This is a genomic window from Flagellimonas abyssi (genome assembly GCF_019457905.1).
GTDB classification, from domain to species: domain Bacteria; phylum Bacteroidota; class Bacteroidia; order Flavobacteriales; family Flavobacteriaceae; genus Flagellimonas; species Flagellimonas abyssi.
Window position 1 is genome coordinate 1 of the sequence record NZ_JAHZSV010000033.1, and the last position, 18163, is coordinate 18163.

The window sequence follows — 18163 nt, forward strand, 5'->3', positions numbered from 1 at the left end:
CGTTTGCTGACCTTAAGGCAGTACTTTCCCTATTTTGACAAGGAAATAAGAAAGACCGGGGTTACCCGACAGTTGCTCTGGGAGGAATATCATGCCAAGCACCCCGATGGCTTCAAACTCTCACAGTTCAAGTACTGGTACGCCGAATGGCGCAAGGAGACCTCTCCGGTAATGCACATGGAGCACAAGGCCGGTGACAAGCTGTTCATCGATTTCACGGGAAAGAAACTCCATATCGTCGACAGGGAGACCGGTGAACTGAGGGAACTGGAGGTGTTCGTTTGCATACTGGGTAGCAGCCAATACACTTATGTAGAGGCCTGTGCAAGCCAAAAACTGGAGGACTTCATCCGCTGCACCGAGAACTCCCTATGGTTCTACGGCGGCGTACCAAAGGCCCTGGTGCCCGACAACCTGAAGTCGGCGGTTACCAAGAGCAGCCGTTACGAGCCCAAGGTCAACGAGGTGTTCGCCGACTTTGCCGAACACTACGAAACGGCGGTACTGCCCACACGTACCTATAGGCCAAGGGACAAGGCCATAGTGGAGAACGCCGTGAAGATAATCTACACCAGGGTGTTCGCCCCTTTACGCAACCAGGTATTCCACAGCATAACGGATCTCAACATGGCGATAAGGGAACTGTTGGAAAAACACAATGCAATGTCGTTCAGGGGAAGGGAATATTCCAGGCGTTCGCTTTTCATGGAAATCGAGAAGGGAGAACTGATGCCCCTGCCAGGGAAACGCTATGAGGTAAAACGCTATGCCCAGGCCACCGTACACAAGAACAGCCATATCTATTTCGGGAAGGACAAGCATTATTACAGCGTGTCCTACAGACATATAGGCAAACAGGTCAAGCTGGTCTATACCGACAGTATCGTCGAGATCTACCATAAGCACGAAAGGTTCGCCGTACATACAAGGAACAGGAAAAAATACGGATATACCACCTTGGCCGACCATATGCCATCGCACCATCGTTTCGTAAGCGAGTGGAGCAGCGAAAGGTTCATCGATTGGGCGGGCAATATCGGCGAATACTGTAAAGGGTACATCATTGCCATCCTGGAAAAAAAGCAGCACCCCGAGCAATCCTACAAATCCTGCCTCGGCGTGCTCCACCTTGCCAAAAAGTACGGAAGGGAACGTCTTGACGGTGCCTGTAGGCGTGCCTCGGAATATGGGGCGTACAATTACAATATGGTAGAGCGCATCCTCAAAAAGGGATGGGACCAGATCGATGACCATAATGATGAAGGAACGAAAATGCCCGAACACAAGAACATAAGGGGCGGAAAATATTATGAATAAAAACACTTAAAACTGGACATATGAACAAAAAAACAATGCAATTGATGAAAGAAATGAGGTTCTTTGGAATGCACAGGGCCTTTGCAACAACAATGGAAACCGGAGGTGCCGATACCGACTATACCAATGACGAACTCATTGCCTATCTCATCCAGAGCGAATGGGACGACCGGCACAACCGTAGGATAGAGCGATTGACCAAGTCCGCAAGGTTCAGGTATATGGCCGTCATGGAAGCTATCGACTACCGACCGTCACGCCAACTGGACAAGAACCTGGTCCGGCGACTAGGCTCTTGCGACTTCATCCCAAAAAGGGAGAACATACTTATTACAGGTAGTACCGGTGTGGGAAAAAGTTATCTGGCCTCGGCCATTGGCCACCAGGCCTGCTCCTTGGGGCGAAAGGTCATGTACTTCAACACCGCCAAGCTCTTTACCCTGCTCAAGACATCAAAGGCCGACGGTTCCTATCCAAAACAGATAAACAAACTTGAAAAACAGGACTTGCTCATCTTGGACGACTTCGGCCTTAAACCATTGGACAACATCAACAGGCATGCGCTTATGGAGATCATCGAGGACCGTCACGGCAAAAGGTCCACTATTATAGCATCACAACTACCAGTCGAAGTATGGCATGACATCATAGGTGAAAAAACACTGGCCGATGCCATCCTCGACCGTTTGGTGCACACGGCACACAGAATCGACATAAAAGGAGAATCAATGAGAAGAAAATTGAAAAATAAAAACTAAGTTTAACCCAAGGATAGATCAAATCTAGGCAGTTCGTTTACCCTGGTCAGTTTCATCCGGCGAAGGTGGGTCAGTTTACCCGGCTTATCCACAGCTACCAAGAAATTTAATGACAACTTAAAATCTATAGCTAAAAAGGCGAAAATTGATAAGAAAATTACAATGCATATTGCGAGGCATACCTTTGGCAATATTGCTGGTGATACCATCCATCCCTTTATGCTGCAAAAATTGTATCGTCATAGCGATTTAAAAACCACATTGAACTATCAAGCTAATTTTATTCACAAAGAAGCAGATGATGCTTTGGATAGTGTGGTAAATTTTTGAACTATTATCAGCCATCTGCAAATATTTTAAAGTCATATTTCAACATATTCAATTGCCATTCCCTTACCTTTACCAACATAATTTTATGTTTATGGTGTTAAAGGTTAAATGGACTGAATTTAAAAGTAGTCTTGAAAATTTTCAGTCCGAAGGAAATGCGCTTATTAAAAAATATAAAGCAGCAAGAACTGAGGATTTATTAAATGAATTGAAAGAGGAAAAACAATCGTGGGAAAGCGATGTAATCAGTTATGTAAAGGCTTCTTTTGACCCTGAACACACCAATTTTGCATACGAGTTTAAGGCTCAACAAGGATATAATTTCGGAATGAAATTAGGTATCGACCAAAGAGTCAAAAACACTATTCAAACCATTAAAGATGAAATTAATGGGCTTGATTACTATTTAAAAATATTATTCATTTCAGATGCTATTGTGCGAGCTGATGACATTGATTTAGAAGAGCGTAAAAACCTTGATACCGAAGGCATTCTTGATCTTATACTTTCTAAACTATATGAACTGTATAATGATGGGAAATACTATTCTATTAAGTGGATTCTTGAAGGTAACGGCCTAAAGTTAGGTGGGCGTAGCGAAGATTGGGACTATGGTAGAATGCTTGAAGAACGAGGCCTTATTGAGACTATGAATGGTCGTGAGGTAAATGCCAAACTAAAACTTGAGGGAAAGTATGCCATTGAACAAGCCAGAAAATCCCAAGTGCCCGACTACTCAAAAATTAGCGATTCTGATGAAGAATTAAAAACACTTCTCAAAGAGGTACTTGCCGAAGTTAAAAGATCAGGATATGGTCAGCAAATCATCTTCGATGAGTTTGATGAGCTGCGCAAAGACATTCCGCATCTTAGCAAAAAATCGTTTGGTCAGTTATTAAAATCAAAACTTGGCGATTTGGTCGCAGCCAAAGCCTTTGACAAAGCTATCGCCAGCGACATATTCAAACAATTTACTAACCAAATATTTCCATTTTAACGTATGAGAATATGGGCAGGTATTAAAAATAGAATAGTTCAATTCTTCCGAAAAGAACCACCACCAGAATATGAGGTGACAGAATATGTGTTTTCGGATAGACAACCTCTTGATGGTTCTTCGACCATTTCATTTTTCGTAAACAATCCCAAGCCAGATGTAAGTGTTACCAGAACTTTTGATAGCGAAGACCAAGCCGTTAATTGGCTTATGGAAAATCGAGATTTCAAAAAGATGTTATTTAGTAATGTATTTCCATCCGCAAATTCGGTGAAATACCAATGTGGCGTTAAAGAACCTATCACAATCCCAAACAAAATGCCAGGGGATATTGACATTCTTCTGTATGAACAAGGAAAGGAACAAAATGCGGTTGGAATAGAATGTAAAATAGTAAAAACCGAATCGCTTGAAAATCAACCACCAAAAATAAACAAGATTACAAGCGTTCAAAAAAAGGGAACTATTCAGGCAAATGGATATACCGAAATTGGATTCAACAGGGTTTATCTGCTAATCATACTATTGGATGATGGCCGGCATTACAAAAACCCCAATGTTATGTTCAGAACTACACCTTTTAAATGGTTGAAAGAATTGTATGGTTTTGACTGGCAAACCCGAATGAGTGATGATATTGGAATTATTTACGTTCACATAAATCAATTTACTACTAACCATATAAATCAGACCAAAGGATTGGGATTGCGTGTAGAACGTGAAGCAATACCAATTTTACAACCTGAAGAACTAACTGATAAAATCAAAAAACTGGATTCATAGGATAATTTGAAACGTAAAGGAACTTGCAGGATATGCGGAAATCATAGTAAACTAACGTTTGAGCACGTTACACGAGAGTGTAAACTGAACTCTCTATAGTTTGCCTGATTCATTTTCTCAAGTGCTCGGTTCTTGCCTAAAACATTCCACCAACATCCCATAAAGTTCTGGATGTTTTCTTTTTAGTAAATCCGCTCGTTCAAAAAAATACTCTGAAGCAACCGCAAAGAATTCAGCTTGATTTGTTCCACCATATTTACGAATATCTGAATGGTTATCGTTAATCGCTTCCATTTCTTTATGGATTAAGTTTAACCAAGGTATGGCATATTGATGTTCCATTAGCCGCTCTGGCACACCGTCTGTTCTATCGTCCAACTTATCTATAAGGTGCACAAATTCGTGTATGCCAGTATTGCTTTTATCGGTTGTATTTTTAAAGCCGTGGTACAATGCTTTCTTGGAAAGTATCATCTGTTTCTCGAACCTTCCATTTCCAACTATTCCACCAATATTCCGTGAGTTATCCTTACTGCTAAATTGCATATCCTCATTAAAATTATCAGGATATAAAAGGATGCCACTTAAATTTGTGTAGTGCCATTCCTTGAAGCCAAAAACTGGAATGACGGCACTTGCTGCAATTAAAACCTTATCCAACTCTTCCAGTTCAAACTGCACAGCATCGATATAGACCTCACTTAAAAATAGCATCATTTTTTGCTGAAAAATTAGCTGTGCGTCTTTTGATAGATTTCTATAAAACAGCACATTATCCGTCAATAATTTATGCCAATGTTCTGGAAATGGCTTTACACTATGACGTTTTGCTTTTCTATAAAAATGAACAGCAAAAAGAACAATCACAACCGAAATAAAAATATAAGCCATATTAAAAACGTATTAATCTACAGGTTCGGCCTTAAATCCCACTTTTTGCAAAGTCGCCTTTACATCTTCTTCGGTTACACCATCGCTTTCAATGGTTAGGATTTTATCAGGATTAGAGGTATCTACTTCCCAACTTTCTACACCTTCTTGTTTGTTTAAAAAAGGGGTGACTTTTGATACGCACCCACCACAATTGATATTTGTTTTAAATTTTAAAGTTTTCATAGTATTGAATTTATTTATTATTAAAGTTTTACTCGTTTAAGTCTTAAGCTATTTGCAACTACGGATACACTACTGAATGCCATTGCTGCACCTGCAATCATCGGATCCAACAAAAACCCATTTACAGGATAAAGAACTCCCGCTGCAATTGGAATGCCAATAATGTTGTAAATAAATGCCCAGAATAAGTTCTGACGTATGCCCAACACGGTTCTTTTTGATAGTTCCAATGCTTTTGGGATAGATTGTAAATCTGATGTTATCAAGGTCATTTTTGCTACATCCATTGCGATATCCGAACCTTTGCCCATAGCAATACTCACATTGGCTTGCGCCAGGGCGTGCGAATCGTTGATACCATCGCCCACCATTGCTACTATCTTTCCGTCCGCCTGTAATTTTTCGACAAAAGCCGCTTTGTCCGAAGGCATCACTTCTCCTTGGTAATTTGTTATTCCTACTTGTTTTGCGACAGCAGATGCGGTTTTATTGTTATCTCCAGTAAGCATATAGACCTCAATGCCTCGTTCTTGAAGTGTTGCTATGGCCATTTTTGAAGTTTCCTTAATCTTGTCTGCAATGGCGAGTATCGCCAGCACTTGTTTTTCATTGCCAAAGAAAATGACGGTTTTCGCTTGCTCTTCGAGACTTTCTGCTGTTTGCATCAAGGAAGCATCGATTTGAATATTTTTCTCAAGCATTAGTTTATGGTTTCCAACATAGTATGGTGAACCATTTTCTGTTTGAGCTTTCACACCTTTTCCTGTAATACTTTCAAAAGAAGCAATTTCAGCTTTTTCAATATTTTCATCTTTTAAGTGATTGACTACAGCTTCCGCCAAAGGGTGTTCTGATTGTGCTTCAATAGCTAGAAGAACTTTTTTGTATTCGTTGATATCTTCGAGTTTATCCTTCCAAAATATATCAGTTACTAAAGGTTTTCCTTCTGTAATTGTACCTGTTTTATCAAGAATGACAGCATTCACTTTATGACCGAGTTCTAAACTTTCGGCATCCTTTATAAGGATATTATTTTCTGCGCCTTTACCAATTCCCACCATAATGGCGGTAGGTGTTGCCAATCCCAAAGCACAAGGACAGGCGATTACCAATACTGCTACAGAGGTCAATAAGGCTTGTGAAAAGGCATTATCGCCTCCTAAAGACATCCAGACAATGAAGGTTACAATGGAAATACCCAATACCACAGGAACGAAAATACCGGCAATCTTATCGACCAGTTTTTGAACGGGTGCCTTACTCCCTTGCGCTTGCTGAACCATTTTAATGATTTGGGAAAGCAGGGTTTCTCCACCTACTTTTTCAGCGGTAAATTGAAAACTTCCTTTTTGATTAACGGTACCAGCGAATACCTTTTCCCCTTGGGATTTCTGAACTGGAACGGGTTCTCCAGTAATCATACTTTCATCTACATATGAGCTTCCCTTGGAAACTTCGCCATCCACGGGAATCTTTTCTCCGGGACGCACCAAAATGGTCTGACCAACCTGTACGGATGAAATAGGGATTTCCCTCTCTTCCCCATTCTCAATAATTTTAAGGGTTTTAGGCTGAAGCCCCATTAGTTTTTTAATGGCTGAAGATGTATTTGATTTTGCCTTTTCTTCCAATAGTTTCCCCAAGGAAATAAAGGTGATAATCACGGTAGCCGCTTCGTAATATACGTGAGGCTCGATGCCACGACTTAACCAAAATTCAGGAAAAAAGGTATTGAATACACTAAAGAGGAAGGCGATTCCGGTACTCAACGCCACCAAGGTATCCATATTTGCTTTACCGTGTTTGGCCTGCTTGAAGGCATTGATGAAAAAACTGCGCCCAAACCAAAAAAGAATTGGAAAGGCCAATACCAATGAAATCCATTTGCCTGGTTCCCATTGCATATAGAACATTCCCAACACAAAAATGGGTAGCGTAAGTATCGCCGACCAGATGGTTCGGTTTTTTATGTCCTGATAATGCTTTTGCTGAAGTTCTTGCTGTACTTCCGAAGGGTCTTCGGCATCAATTATAATATCGTAACCGACCTCACGAAGCGCGTTTTGAAGTTGATTTGGACTCAACTCCTTGTCATATTCCACAAGAACGGAACTATTGGCAAAATTAACACTTGCATCAAACACACCTTCTGTGTGTTTTAATACAGATTCAACACTCGCTGCACAAGAGGCACAGGTCATTCCCGTAACTGGAAATGATTCTTTCACACCCTGTTTATGATTCTTCTTTTTGGTTTCAAATATGTTGATTGTCTCCATAAATCCGTTCTTATTTGTATGTTACAAATTTCAGGATTAAAAGACTGTAATGTGTTACGTTATATGCTGAATGATTTGTAGAATTTACTCTTCACGAATTATTACATACTACCCAATTGGAATAATTTATGTCTCTTATAATCATAATGGGGACGTGTCTATCGGTCTTTAGTATTTGTAATCAAATACCCTTTTGATTGGATGACCTTTTTTATCTCATCGATATTCGTTTTAGTGGTATCAAATTCAATAATTGAAGTCCCTTCTTCAAAAGACGTAGATACATTTGTAACCCCGTCAATTTTATTTACAGAATGGTTGATATTTTCTTCACAACCAGAGCATACCATCCCTTCAATATTCAACTTTACAGTTTGAATATCGGTATTGTTTGTTGCAACAATTCCTACTTTCTCCGTTGAATGAAATACTTGTGGATAATAAGAAACCAATGTCATTACAACAACAAACACTGTAACCAACCACAAATAGAATTTCGACTTAAAAAATGATGGCTTAGCCATATCACAGTTACCACAATCGTCCACCTTCTTTTTTTTATAAACCTGATAAAAGGCCAGTCCCAATGACAAAAATGCTATAACCAACAGATAAGGTTTCAAGGCAATAAGCCAAGAAAAATACACCGAGCTTCCACCAATACCAGCTACACTTGTAAGTAGCAAAGGACCCCAGCAGCATAGTTTAAGGGAAACTGCTGAAAATACAGCAGTCCCCATAGATGCCTTTTTGTTCAATTTATTAATTGCCATACCTAACAGTTTCCTATTCCAGCATTTACCAAATCATCTTTTGTGATTTCGATGTTGGTGCAGCAATTCAGAAGTTTTCCGTTAACAGCAATGGCAGGAACTCTTGTAACCCCATATTCCTTCATTTTTGAAACACAGATTTTACTTTCGCATTGCTCGGACAGATTATGAAGTGTGATTTCGCAGTCCTTTCCTGCTGTCTCCTTTACTAATTGTACCACAGGCTCGCATACCGGGCAACCTGCTGTAAAAATCTCAATTTGTCGTTTCATCTTATGTTATGTTTAAATTAATAATGGAACAAAGATGAGAACGTTAGGTAGGGGGTCACCAAACTTTTTTTAACCTTTTTTTTCGTTGTAGTTTTTTAATCGAGTTTCAATGGCTTGAATTTCTTTTAACTTGTTAGTTAAATCGGATAATTCTAAGTTTGGGAATTCACTTTTTAAATATTCAATTTTATCTTCATTGCCACAATTGCCTGGGCAAGAGTCCACGGCCTTTACAATTCCAATAGCAAGTGCTTTTCGATAGACTTCATCCAGCAGTAAGTAATGTGCTTTTTGAATCCCCTTATCAATGGATTTGAACTGTATGTTTATTTGTTCGGGGTCCTTTCCTTCATCAAGCATTTTAACAATGCCGTTTAATTGACCACTCAAAGTTTTTAATCTGGATTTAATATCCAAGATTAAATCAGTAGGTAATTTGTACTGTTCTCCTTTCATAACTCAAACTTAACTCGCGCAGCAACTTAATTTGGAAACATCTTTCCCAAAGGTAATCGCTGCCAGTTTAACAGATTCTCCTAAAGTTAAATATGGATAAAAGCTTTCTGCTAAATCTTTTACAGTGATTCCAAATTTAATAGCCATACTCAATTGTTGTATCAGTTCACCACCTTCAGGTGCAACTACTCTTGCGCCTATTAATTTATCGGTTTCAGTGTTGCGTATCAGTTTTATGAACCCTCTGGTATCTTGAGCTGCCAAGGCTCTTGGAACGTGAATTAAATCAAGTTTACTGACTTCAAAAGGAATTTCCTTTTTTTCTGCTTCAATTTCATCTATACCTGCTCCTGCGATTTGAGGGTCTGTAAATACTACCCAAGGTAATGATGAATAATCAATACTTGTTTTTGTTGATGAAAACGCATTGTGCACTGCTGTACTACCTTCGGTTGCTGCTGTATAAACAAATGCCGGTGTAATGGTGACATCTCCTGCTGCATAAATATTGGAAATATTGGTTTCCATTTTTTCATTTACAATAATATGGCCGCTTACTGTTAACTTTAGGCCGATATTCTCAAGCCCTAATTTAGAGGTGTTAGGCTTCGTCCCTGTAGCCACCACAATATGTCCTTTTTCAACAATTTGAGTTGTGGAACCATCAGGACAATTACAATGAATAATTGTATCGTTACCTTTCTTTTCAAATTTAAACGCTCTAAAGTTTGGAAGGATTTCAATCCCTTCACTTTTCATTTGTTCTACCAAAACATCTGTAATATCTTTTGTTTGACTGCGTAATGGCCTGTCGGTAAATTCAATGATACGTACTTTTACACCCAATCTGTTGTAAGCCATCGCAATTTCCAAACCAATATAACCAGCTCCCATAATGGTCAAACTTTCAGGTTTTTCCTCTAAATCGAACAAGGTCACATTGGTTAAATAACCAACCTCATTCAGTCCTTCAATATTTGGAATATTGGTAGTTGCTCCTGTTGCCATTAGAATGTTGGTTGCTGTGTAGGTGTCTTTTCCATCCACAAGGATTGTTTTATTATCAACAAGTTCAGCCCAACCTGTACGCATTATCAGGTTTTCAAAATCACTTACCACATCCATATATTTTTGTTGCTGAAGTGAAGCAACCAATGCTTTTTTATCTTTTATGGTTTGTGTAAAATCAATGTCTGCTCCTTTAGGTTTTATACCCTTAAAATTGGAATGCGTAGCGAGACGTACCGTTTCGGCAGCCCGAATAAGGTTTTTAGACGGTACACAACCCACATTTACGCAAGTGCCACCAAAATCTAATCCTGCATTTACCATAAGTGTTGTGAGCCCTAAACCTTCAGCTTTAATGGCTGCTGAAAATGCAGCTGAACCACCACCAATAATTATTAAATCGAATTGATTTTGGCCTTTGGAATTTACAGCGGAAACCTCTTCCTCGTCGACATTATTTACAACCGAATAATCACCAACGCTGTTTATAGCATCTATTACATTTGCCTTACTCATCTTATCAGCATCAAAATTAAATTCGCCTTTTCCGGTTTCGTGGTTAACTGTGGAACTTAAAACTCCTTCAGTTGCGTTCATATCCTTTTCGATATGTGTTGCACAACCTTCACAGGTCATACCCTCAATTTCCAATGTAATGGTTTCTCTATTTTGAGGCATTTTGATTTTCATTTTAGCTGTATTTTTCATTGAAATCGGTACTGTTTACTTATTAAAAATTAGACCTTCCCTTTAATTACTTCGGCCTTAAACCCTTTCTTTTCTATGATAAGTTTTAGGGCTTTGATACTTGTTTTTGAACCATCAAACTCAATAACAGCAATATCTCCAGGGTATTCAACCGAATGTTCCAAAACACCATCTACTTCCTTTAATGCATTATAAATAGCATTGGAACAACCAGCACAAGTAATGCCTGTAATTTTAAATTTCACCGTGGTTGCATTGTGTTTCTTTGAAGCTACTTCCACAACTTGATTTGTAACCTCCTTGCTTTGTGATTTGGCCTGAAAAGAAAACAGCATTAAAGCCAAAATAGGCACTATTGATAGTTTTTTCATAATGGGTAATTTTGCGTTTATTTATCTTTTATAACTTTGTATCCTGTTGAATTAATTGCCTTTTCAATAGCTACTTTAGAGGTTTTAGACTTATCAAACTCTACGATGGCATTTCCCTTTTCATACGAAGGGGTTACATTTATAATACCGTCCAATTCATTTACAGCGTGTTTTATGCTTTCTTCACAGCCAGCACAAGTCATTCCTTGAACATTAAAGTTTACAGTTTGAATATTTGATTGGTTTACAATGACCACTTCTTTTTTATTATCCGGATAAAAAATGGATGAATAATATGGAAATGCCAGCATTATAATTGCAAATGCTGTTACTATTCCCAAAAAGGTTTTTGACTGTATAAATTTTGATTTTCCTTCCTTACCGGCAGGCAGGTCGTCCGTATCGCATTCACAATCGATTTCTTTTTGAGGTTTTAGTTTTTGATACCAAGCAAAGCCGAGCACTAAAATTGTTAGCCCGATTAGATAAGGTCTAAAAGGCTCAAGCCAAGAAAATGTTGAGGCAATTCCACTTGTTCCCGCGATTAAAGCCAAAACGGGTGTAATACAACATAAAGAGGCTGTAATTGCAGTTAACAAACCTGCACCAATTAATTTGTTTTCACTTTTCATATCGTTTCTAAAACTTTGTTTTTATCGAGTATTTCAAAAAACGGATTTAATAATGTTGAATATTCAGGGGTTAGTGAGTAAAAAATCGTTTGAGCATCTCTTTCGGTTTCCAATAAATTTCTGTCCTTCATTTTTCTCAAATGTTGAGAGATAGCAGAAATATTCATTTCGAGAATATCACTTAAGTCGCAAACGCAAAGTCGTTTCTCCTCAAAGAGTAGGTAAAGAATTTTTAGCCGAACATTATTTCCGACTAAAGAAAGTCCATTTGCCAAATAGTCAAACGATTCATTTAATTCTGAAACTGTCTTTTTACAACGGTTTATCTGTTCAATATCTGCCTGTTGTCTAATGCAAGAATTATTTTTCATAAGGCAAAGTTACAATTATTTCTTATTTAAGCAAATACTTAAATACAAAAAAGAATGATATGTAAATTTTGATCATTATGTTCCTTTTGTTTTGATTTGTGTTTTGCAAAAACTAAAACTACCGAAATGTACATCTGTTCTTTTAGCTTGTAGGTGAAGGTATTGCTGGCTTTACAGTTAATTGTCTTTTAAAACTACAAAACAGAAAATTCTGTATGGTGTTGAATGGTGTTGTGTGGTCCTCTGATACACAGCGAATTTTGTCAAATCCTTTTTTTAATTCCGATGTTAATTCCTCTTCATTGTATTGTTTTATTTCAAGTCCGCTACATTTTTTTGGTCCGTTTTGTGAAAAGGTTCCTATTATTAAATAACCTCTTACAAATATTGTCGCTATGTTAGTATATTTTTTAATCTGGTCATCTGTTGTAAGAAAATGAAAAGTTGCTCTGTCGTGCCAAACATCGAAAGATGTATCTGGTTCAAATTCGGTAATGTCGCTTACAATCCAATTTACTTTACTTGCCTTTTCTCCCAGTCTTTTTTTAGCTTTCGCAATTGCTTTTTCTGAAATATCAAGTACAGTAATGTTATTATACCCTTCCTTAAGTAAATAGTCAACAAGTTTACTGTCGCCACCACCAATGTCTATAATTTTTGCCTTTTTATTTAGTTTGAACGAACGTATAAACTTCAGTGAAGTTTTTGGTATTTCTTGCGTCCAACTTACCTGGTCTGGATTTTTAGTTTCGTGAACTGTTTCCCAATGTTTCTTTCTGTCTAATTTCATTTTGATATCTAAATTCGGTTCATTGGTAAATCAATATATCATCTATTGATTTAAATATCCCTTTAATAGTGGTAAACACACCTTAAATCTCATCCAAGGATTTTCGGTTTTTGTCTACAGATTTCTTGAACTGCGTAGGTGTCATTCCAGTTACTTTTTTGAATTGATTGCTTAAGTACGCAACGCTACTATAATGTAATTGAAAAGCTATCTCACTCAAGGTTAATTCATCATAGACAATAAGTTCTTTTACACGTTCAATTTTTTGGTTGATGATGTATTGCTCGAACGTGATGCTTTCTACCGACGAGAATAGGGAACTTAAATATTTATAATCCAAGTTAAGTTCGCCAGTAACAATATCTGCCCATTTTAATTCGGTCTTTTCATTGGAATAATGTATTTTCTCAATTACCAAATTTTTCATTTGCTCGATAAGCAGACTTTTACGGTCGTCAATCAAACTAAATCCTGCATTTTGTAGCTTTTTTTGCAAAGATTTTTTTTCGAATTCATTGAGCATCGAAACCAATTCTACTTCTCCTAACTTGACAGCTTTGTAATCAATGTTCAATCCTACCAAAATTTGGGAAACTGCCGATATACATCTCGGACAGACCATATTTTTTATGTGGATGGTATTATTCATAGGTTGAACAAATGCCTAATAAAATCTAAATTTAGATATATGATTAGTATTACAGCAGCAATAAATAATCCTATCATCGCTGAAATTCCGATAACCTTATCTTTTTTTGTAATCGGATTTTTCTGTTTATATGTATTTTTCTTGTTTTTTCTTCTATTTCTTCTACTTTCACTCATCATCTTTCTCCTCTTTAAAATATTAAAGGCTGAAGAATCCGCTTTTACCAATTAACTCTAACCCTGATTATTTTAACGTATCTCTAACCTCACCACAGGTTAACATTGCTTCGCCATAATATGGGTTACGGACTTCTTCCTCTAAACTTATCCAGTACGCTCCCTTATTATTGTCTGCCATTGGACAAAACTGGATATAAACATTTTCATTGACCCCAAAGAGCTGTACACTACTTATCATATGCGCAGACAAATGCTTAAAATGCCCTCTTTGTTTTGAAATATCCGTATTACTTGAAATAGCATTTGCCGAAGTATTTAATTCCTTCTGAATGGTCATCCAATGGTTATGTGCTTTTTCATCAGACAACAACTTCATATCTACATTTTTCAGGGATTGTATTATTTGCATTCCTGCTTGTTGTGCATTTTTGGCATCATCATTAACCAAAGCATCTTTCAAAAGAATATAATCCTCAAACACCTGTTTTAACTGGCCTTGAAATTTGTTTGAAACAGCTATCCTTTCTTTCATTTCTGAATGGTCAGTATTCCCCTTACTATCATCAGAATTGTTTCCTTGCATACCTAAATGCCCTTCGTGACCGGTCATTGTTTTGCCACCAGCAGTGTTCATCATAGATTTTTTGCCTTGTAATTGTGCAGCAGCATCTACTGTAAACGTGCCATTAGTTACCACTTCATCACCATTTTGAAGACCTTCAATTATGGTATAGGTGTCTCCATTGGCATTACCGAGTAAGACCTCTCTCATTTCAAAAACAGCTTCGTTAGGATTAGTTTTAATATAAACTACAGAACGTTCACCAGTCCACATCACAGCTGTAGCAGGAACTGTTATTTTACTTGAAGTGCTTTCTTGAGCACCTTCAATTTTACCTTCGACAAACATACCTGGTTTAAATAGGTCGTTCTTATTATTAAGTACTGCTCTAACTACGACGGTACGTGTAGAAGAATTTAATAAAGGGTCAATAAATGAAACTTTTGCATCAAATACTTCATTGCGATACGCATTGGTAGTCACTTTAATGGTTTGACCAACTTTCAAGGAAGCAATCTGATTCTCATAGGCATCAAATTCTGCCCAAACCGTATTGAGGTTGGCTATTTTATATAAGGGCTGTCCTTGTTTTACATAGTCACCTTCTTCTACCATTTTATGGGTCACTGTTCCTGAAACTGTAGCAAAAACCGGAAAATATTCTTGCACTTTTCCAGCAGCTTCTATGGCATTAATTTGCTTTTCTGAAAGTTTCCATAATTTAAGCTTGTTTTTTACAGCCTTATACAATTCTGGTTGCGATTCTTTTATAGATGAGGCTGTAAGTAACTCTTGCTGAGCTGCAACTAAATCTGGTGAATATATGGTGGCCAAGCGTTGACCTGCACCAACACGTTCTCCAGTAGAATTAACATATAATTGTTCTATTCTACCACCAAAATAGGTTACTTGTACAGCATTGGATTCTTCATTGGCTTTTATCTTTCCAGATAACTTTAGAAAATTATTCCCGATTTCACCCTCACCAACAATGGATGTTTGAATGTTGGCCAATGCCATTGCATTATCTGTCATTTTAAACTGATCTGCCATAAGACCATCTGCTCCTGCTTCAGCAGGTATTAAATCCATTCCACAAATTGGGCAGTCACCAGGTTCTGGTTGCATAATCTGTGGATGCATAGAGCAAGTCCACATTTGATTAGAAGCAATTTCTTCTGAATGATTGTGATTCTCCGTAACCTCATTTGTTGCACTATCAGCAGAATCTCCACCAAAAATTAGAAAGCCACCCAATAGGCCAACAATCAACGCAACACCTATGTAAATGATGTTTTTATTCATAATATTTATTTTTTATTTTTTTTACTAATTTTTCTAATGGTCGGTGATGACGTATACCAGAGCAAAAATCCACTCAAAACAGTAATTAAGCCCAAAAGTGAAAATGCTCTTAAAACAATGGTGTTAAAGTTGTCCCTGCCTTCATAATCCATTGTATGTGTCATCCATAAAAAGTCAAACCAGCGCCACGCCCTGTGCCTCACCGTTTGGAATTTTGCATCTGTTATTGAAACGTAGGCTTTCAACGCTTCATCCGTATCATAAGAGATAACATAGGCTGGCAACAATTTTTCACGATATTCGTGATGGTCACCCACTTCACTTATCCGTTGGATATTGGCCACTTTTAAATTCTCCATCATCTGGTTTTTAGCAATGTACAAGGCTTCATCTTGAGAAATAGTCTTTTTCGCTTCGCCAGTTCTCGCATTATACAATTGCTGATTGTTAATCCAATAGTACGGTTCGTTATTGATATCCCTGATTTCTATATCACGAATGCCTTCATTACCTTTAATAAGTGAAGGACTAATAAGGTTGTCAAAGGTTTTTGGCGCATATTCCATATTACGGAATTGGTCGCCGTGAATGTCATCAATGTTTGTCCAACTGAAGTACATCCCGCTAATCGTCCATATCAAGAACTGAATACCTAAGAAAATACCTAAATAGCGATGAACTCTTCTTATTTTTAATGCTGTATGTCTATTTACCATATTACTGATTTACCTTAAAGTTGAATTTTATAGAGACCTTCTCCCAACTCAATGAAATTGCACCTTCATTGTCATTAATCTTGTTCACTTGATATTCCAAGTGTTCGGTAACTTCATCTGAAATGATGGGTTTAACTTTGAAGCGCAAGACATCATCCTTCTCCTCATACTCGTCCTTGCCATGTTGGTCCCAATTTGAATTAAAAATTATGGTCCATTCTTCTTTTGATGGAATAGTAAAAAACCCATATTTACCGGCAGGTAACATTTTACCATCAATAATTAAATCCTTATTAGTTTCTATCCAGGTAGCCATATGTGCACCCGCTTGCCACAACTGGTCATAAGCCAACAACCCACCAAAAATGATTCTATTTCTTACGCCTGGCGACGAATAATCGATATGAATATGGGCATCGCCTATCATTGCCATCGTTGATGTATGTGGGCTCAAAGGTTTCTTTTTATCTGGTTCTGCAGAAGTTTCTGTGGCTTTTTCCTCAACAACTACCTTTTTCACATCTTGTTTGCAAGAGACGATTAGCAAAACGATTAGTAATACAGAAAGGTGGATATTTTTTTTCATAAGATTTTACTTTGTATTTCTTGACGAAGAATGTGTTTTAATAATCTTCCATTTACCATCCATCTTTTTTAAGATTGACGTTGCCACTCCTTTTTTCTTTATCGTTCTACTTTCGCCTTTTTCATCTGGATTGAGCACGATAGTGTAGATGTAGGTTTCAGTAGTAAATGCATAAGGCAAATCTACTTCCGCATCAATTTCATAATCTGAAAATTCAAATTTCTTAAAATGCCCTAATTCTGGTCCTAAATGATGTTCTATGTAGTTTGCATAGGTACCCTCTATACCACCTGATTCAAATACTTCGGAATCCTTGGCAAATAACTCGAACGTACCTTCTGTCGTTAGGTTTTGCAGGGCATCTTTGTATGATTTCATTACTTTTAGAACAGCTTCTTTCTCTGTTCCTGAATCTGCGTTTTGGCTAAACAGTTGGCCTGTGGCAAACATAATTAGCATTAGGATTGTTGTTAGTTTTAGTGTTTTCATAATTTTGGTTTTATAATGTTTTATTTATTGACGTGTATTCTATTTATGTTGGCTATACCAAATACGAGTACCAAAAAGCTTAAAAAAACTTCCATCATCACTAAAAGTTTTCCCGAAATAGTTAATGGTACTACATCACCAAACCCAACCGATGAAAAAGTAATTAAGCTGAAATATATAAACTCGAAAAATTGAGGTATAAATGATCTGTTGAGTGATGTAGTTGATTTAAAATTTTCCGAACTTAAAATATATAATGCTTGGTAGTCTGCTGAAAACGAAAGAACAATCAAAATAATTAACACAGCAAATAATGTTAGAACGTGTGTAAGTTGATGACTTTCGCCTATTATTTTACTTAGCTGTATAAAAGTGAGCCTGACAATAAAAACCGTTTTCACCAAAGCCATACCAACAATTATAAGCGCAAGAAACTGGTTATCAGAATCTAAATCTGCCCATAAAGTATAACTTAATGATAGTGCAGTGATTACACTTGCAGTAAACAATACCTTTTTAAATAGTTGTTTGTAAAACCCTGTACTTTCAGATATTTCTATTATGTTTTCTTCAGCCATTTTTATTTATTTGCTTAACTAAATAATTGAAGTGCCAATGCACCACTAACTATTATAATAAGTATTGTATAGACTATATAATTAATCCATTTATTAGCAACCGATTTTTCAGTTGTTTGTTTGCAACCATCTTTGCAA

At 37.3% G+C, this 18163-nt stretch carries 21 protein-coding genes and 1 pseudogene; 5 read left to right on the forward strand and 17 right to left on the reverse strand.

All coding sequences use genetic code 11. The annotated features are described in order from the left end of the window. The 5 genes and pseudogenes from istA to K1F36_RS16805 all read left to right on the forward strand — a co-directional run. On the forward strand, positions 1 to 1317 hold a 1317-nt coding region (istA, locus tag K1F36_RS16785; protein ID WP_220114874.1), incomplete at its 5' end, for an IS21 family transposase. 20 nt (positions 1318 to 1337) lie between these two features. After that, positions 1338 to 2075 carry an IS21-like element helper ATPase IstB gene (gene istB, locus K1F36_RS16790; protein ID WP_166247880.1) on the forward strand — a complete coding sequence of 246 codons (738 nt, stop codon included), beginning with the start codon at positions 1338 to 1340 and terminating at the stop codon, positions 2073 to 2075. A gap of 90 nt (positions 2076 to 2165) precedes the next feature. Beyond that, positions 2166 to 2405 (forward strand): annotated as a pseudogene (locus K1F36_RS16795) (tyrosine-type recombinase/integrase); the annotation flags it as partial. An 85-nt stretch (positions 2406 to 2490) separates the two neighbouring features. Then, positions 2491 to 3402 carry a hypothetical protein gene (locus K1F36_RS16800; protein WP_121666296.1) on the forward strand — a complete coding sequence of 304 codons (912 nt, stop codon included), beginning with the start codon at positions 2491 to 2493 and terminating at the stop codon, positions 3400 to 3402. A 3-nt stretch (positions 3403 to 3405) separates the two neighbouring features. Then, entirely contained in the window at positions 3406 to 4185 is a 780-nt protein-coding gene (locus tag K1F36_RS16805; protein ID WP_013072778.1) for a hypothetical protein, read from the forward strand. A 117-nt stretch (positions 4186 to 4302) separates the two neighbouring features. Here K1F36_RS16805 and K1F36_RS16810 read toward each other — a convergent pair whose 3' ends face one another. From K1F36_RS16810 to K1F36_RS16890, 17 genes are all read right to left on the reverse strand, one after another. Next, positions 4303 to 5076 (reverse strand): M90 family metallopeptidase, encoded by a 774-nt coding sequence (locus K1F36_RS16810; protein ID WP_110473885.1) that lies wholly within the window; start codon positions 5074 to 5076, stop codon positions 4303 to 4305. A gap of 12 nt (positions 5077 to 5088) precedes the next feature. After that, positions 5089 to 5301, reverse strand: a complete 213-nt coding sequence (locus tag K1F36_RS16815) for a heavy-metal-associated domain-containing protein (protein WP_008616468.1) — start codon at positions 5299 to 5301, stop codon at positions 5089 to 5091. A gap of 20 nt (positions 5302 to 5321) precedes the next feature. Next, a complete protein-coding gene (locus K1F36_RS16820) occupies positions 5322 to 7580 on the reverse strand; it encodes a heavy metal translocating P-type ATPase (RefSeq protein WP_127137391.1) in 2259 nt (752 codons plus the stop codon). A gap of 158 nt (positions 7581 to 7738) precedes the next feature. After that, on the reverse strand, positions 7739 to 8353 hold the full coding sequence (gene merTP / locus K1F36_RS16825) for a mercuric transport protein MerTP (protein ID WP_127137392.1): 615 nt from the start codon (positions 8351 to 8353) through the stop codon (positions 7739 to 7741). 2 nt (positions 8354 to 8355) lie between these two features. Then, positions 8356 to 8625, reverse strand: coding sequence for a thioredoxin family protein (locus K1F36_RS16830; RefSeq protein WP_127137393.1), 270 nt, complete (start codon positions 8623 to 8625; stop codon positions 8356 to 8358). Between the two features lie 69 nt (positions 8626 to 8694). After that, entirely contained in the window at positions 8695 to 9081 is a 387-nt protein-coding gene (locus K1F36_RS16835) for a metal-sensing transcriptional repressor (RefSeq protein ID WP_127137394.1), read from the reverse strand. A 9-nt stretch (positions 9082 to 9090) separates the two neighbouring features. Beyond that, on the reverse strand, positions 9091 to 10797 hold the full coding sequence (gene merA, locus K1F36_RS16840; protein ID WP_205780334.1) for a mercury(II) reductase: 1707 nt from the start codon (positions 10795 to 10797) through the stop codon (positions 9091 to 9093). Positions 10798 to 10826: 29 nt separating this feature from the next. Next, complete coding sequence (locus K1F36_RS16845) at positions 10827 to 11168, reverse strand: heavy-metal-associated domain-containing protein (RefSeq protein ID WP_099543538.1); 342 nt, start codon at positions 11166 to 11168, stop codon at positions 10827 to 10829. A 17-nt stretch (positions 11169 to 11185) separates the two neighbouring features. After that, on the reverse strand, positions 11186 to 11800 hold the full coding sequence (gene merTP, locus K1F36_RS16850) for a mercuric transport protein MerTP (protein WP_127137395.1): 615 nt from the start codon (positions 11798 to 11800) through the stop codon (positions 11186 to 11188). Then, positions 11797 to 12171, reverse strand: coding sequence for an ArsR/SmtB family transcription factor (locus K1F36_RS16855; RefSeq protein ID WP_008992796.1), 375 nt, complete (start codon positions 12169 to 12171; stop codon positions 11797 to 11799). The genes merTP (K1F36_RS16850) and K1F36_RS16855 overlap by 4 nt, the downstream gene beginning before the upstream one ends. 142 nt (positions 12172 to 12313) lie before the next feature. Beyond that, positions 12314 to 12961, reverse strand: a complete 648-nt coding sequence (locus tag K1F36_RS16860) for a class I SAM-dependent methyltransferase (RefSeq protein WP_008992797.1) — start codon at positions 12959 to 12961, stop codon at positions 12314 to 12316. 82 nt (positions 12962 to 13043) lie between these two features. Then, complete coding sequence (locus tag K1F36_RS16865; RefSeq protein WP_127137396.1) at positions 13044 to 13610, reverse strand: helix-turn-helix domain-containing protein; 567 nt, start codon at positions 13608 to 13610, stop codon at positions 13044 to 13046. A 243-nt stretch (positions 13611 to 13853) separates the two neighbouring features. Then, positions 13854 to 15656, reverse strand: a complete 1803-nt coding sequence (locus K1F36_RS16870) for an efflux RND transporter periplasmic adaptor subunit (RefSeq protein WP_220114875.1) — start codon at positions 15654 to 15656, stop codon at positions 13854 to 13856. A gap of 5 nt (positions 15657 to 15661) precedes the next feature. Beyond that, positions 15662 to 16372: a PepSY domain-containing protein gene (locus tag K1F36_RS16875; protein ID WP_127137398.1), complete on the reverse strand. Its 711-nt coding sequence runs from the start codon at positions 16370 to 16372 to the stop codon at positions 15662 to 15664. 1 nt (position 16373) lies between these two features. Next, on the reverse strand, positions 16374 to 16958 hold the full coding sequence (locus K1F36_RS16880; protein WP_127137399.1) for a DUF2911 domain-containing protein: 585 nt from the start codon (positions 16956 to 16958) through the stop codon (positions 16374 to 16376). Between the two features lie 6 nt (positions 16959 to 16964). Continuing rightward, the gene (locus K1F36_RS16885; protein WP_127137400.1) at positions 16965 to 17447 is read right to left on the reverse strand and encodes a YybH family protein; all 483 of its coding nucleotides are present in this window, start codon (positions 17445 to 17447) and stop codon (positions 16965 to 16967) included. Between the two features lie 20 nt (positions 17448 to 17467). Beyond that, positions 17468 to 18025: a potassium channel family protein gene (locus K1F36_RS16890; RefSeq protein ID WP_220114876.1), complete on the reverse strand. Its 558-nt coding sequence runs from the start codon at positions 18023 to 18025 to the stop codon at positions 17468 to 17470. Positions 18026 to 18163 lie beyond the last annotated feature (138 nt).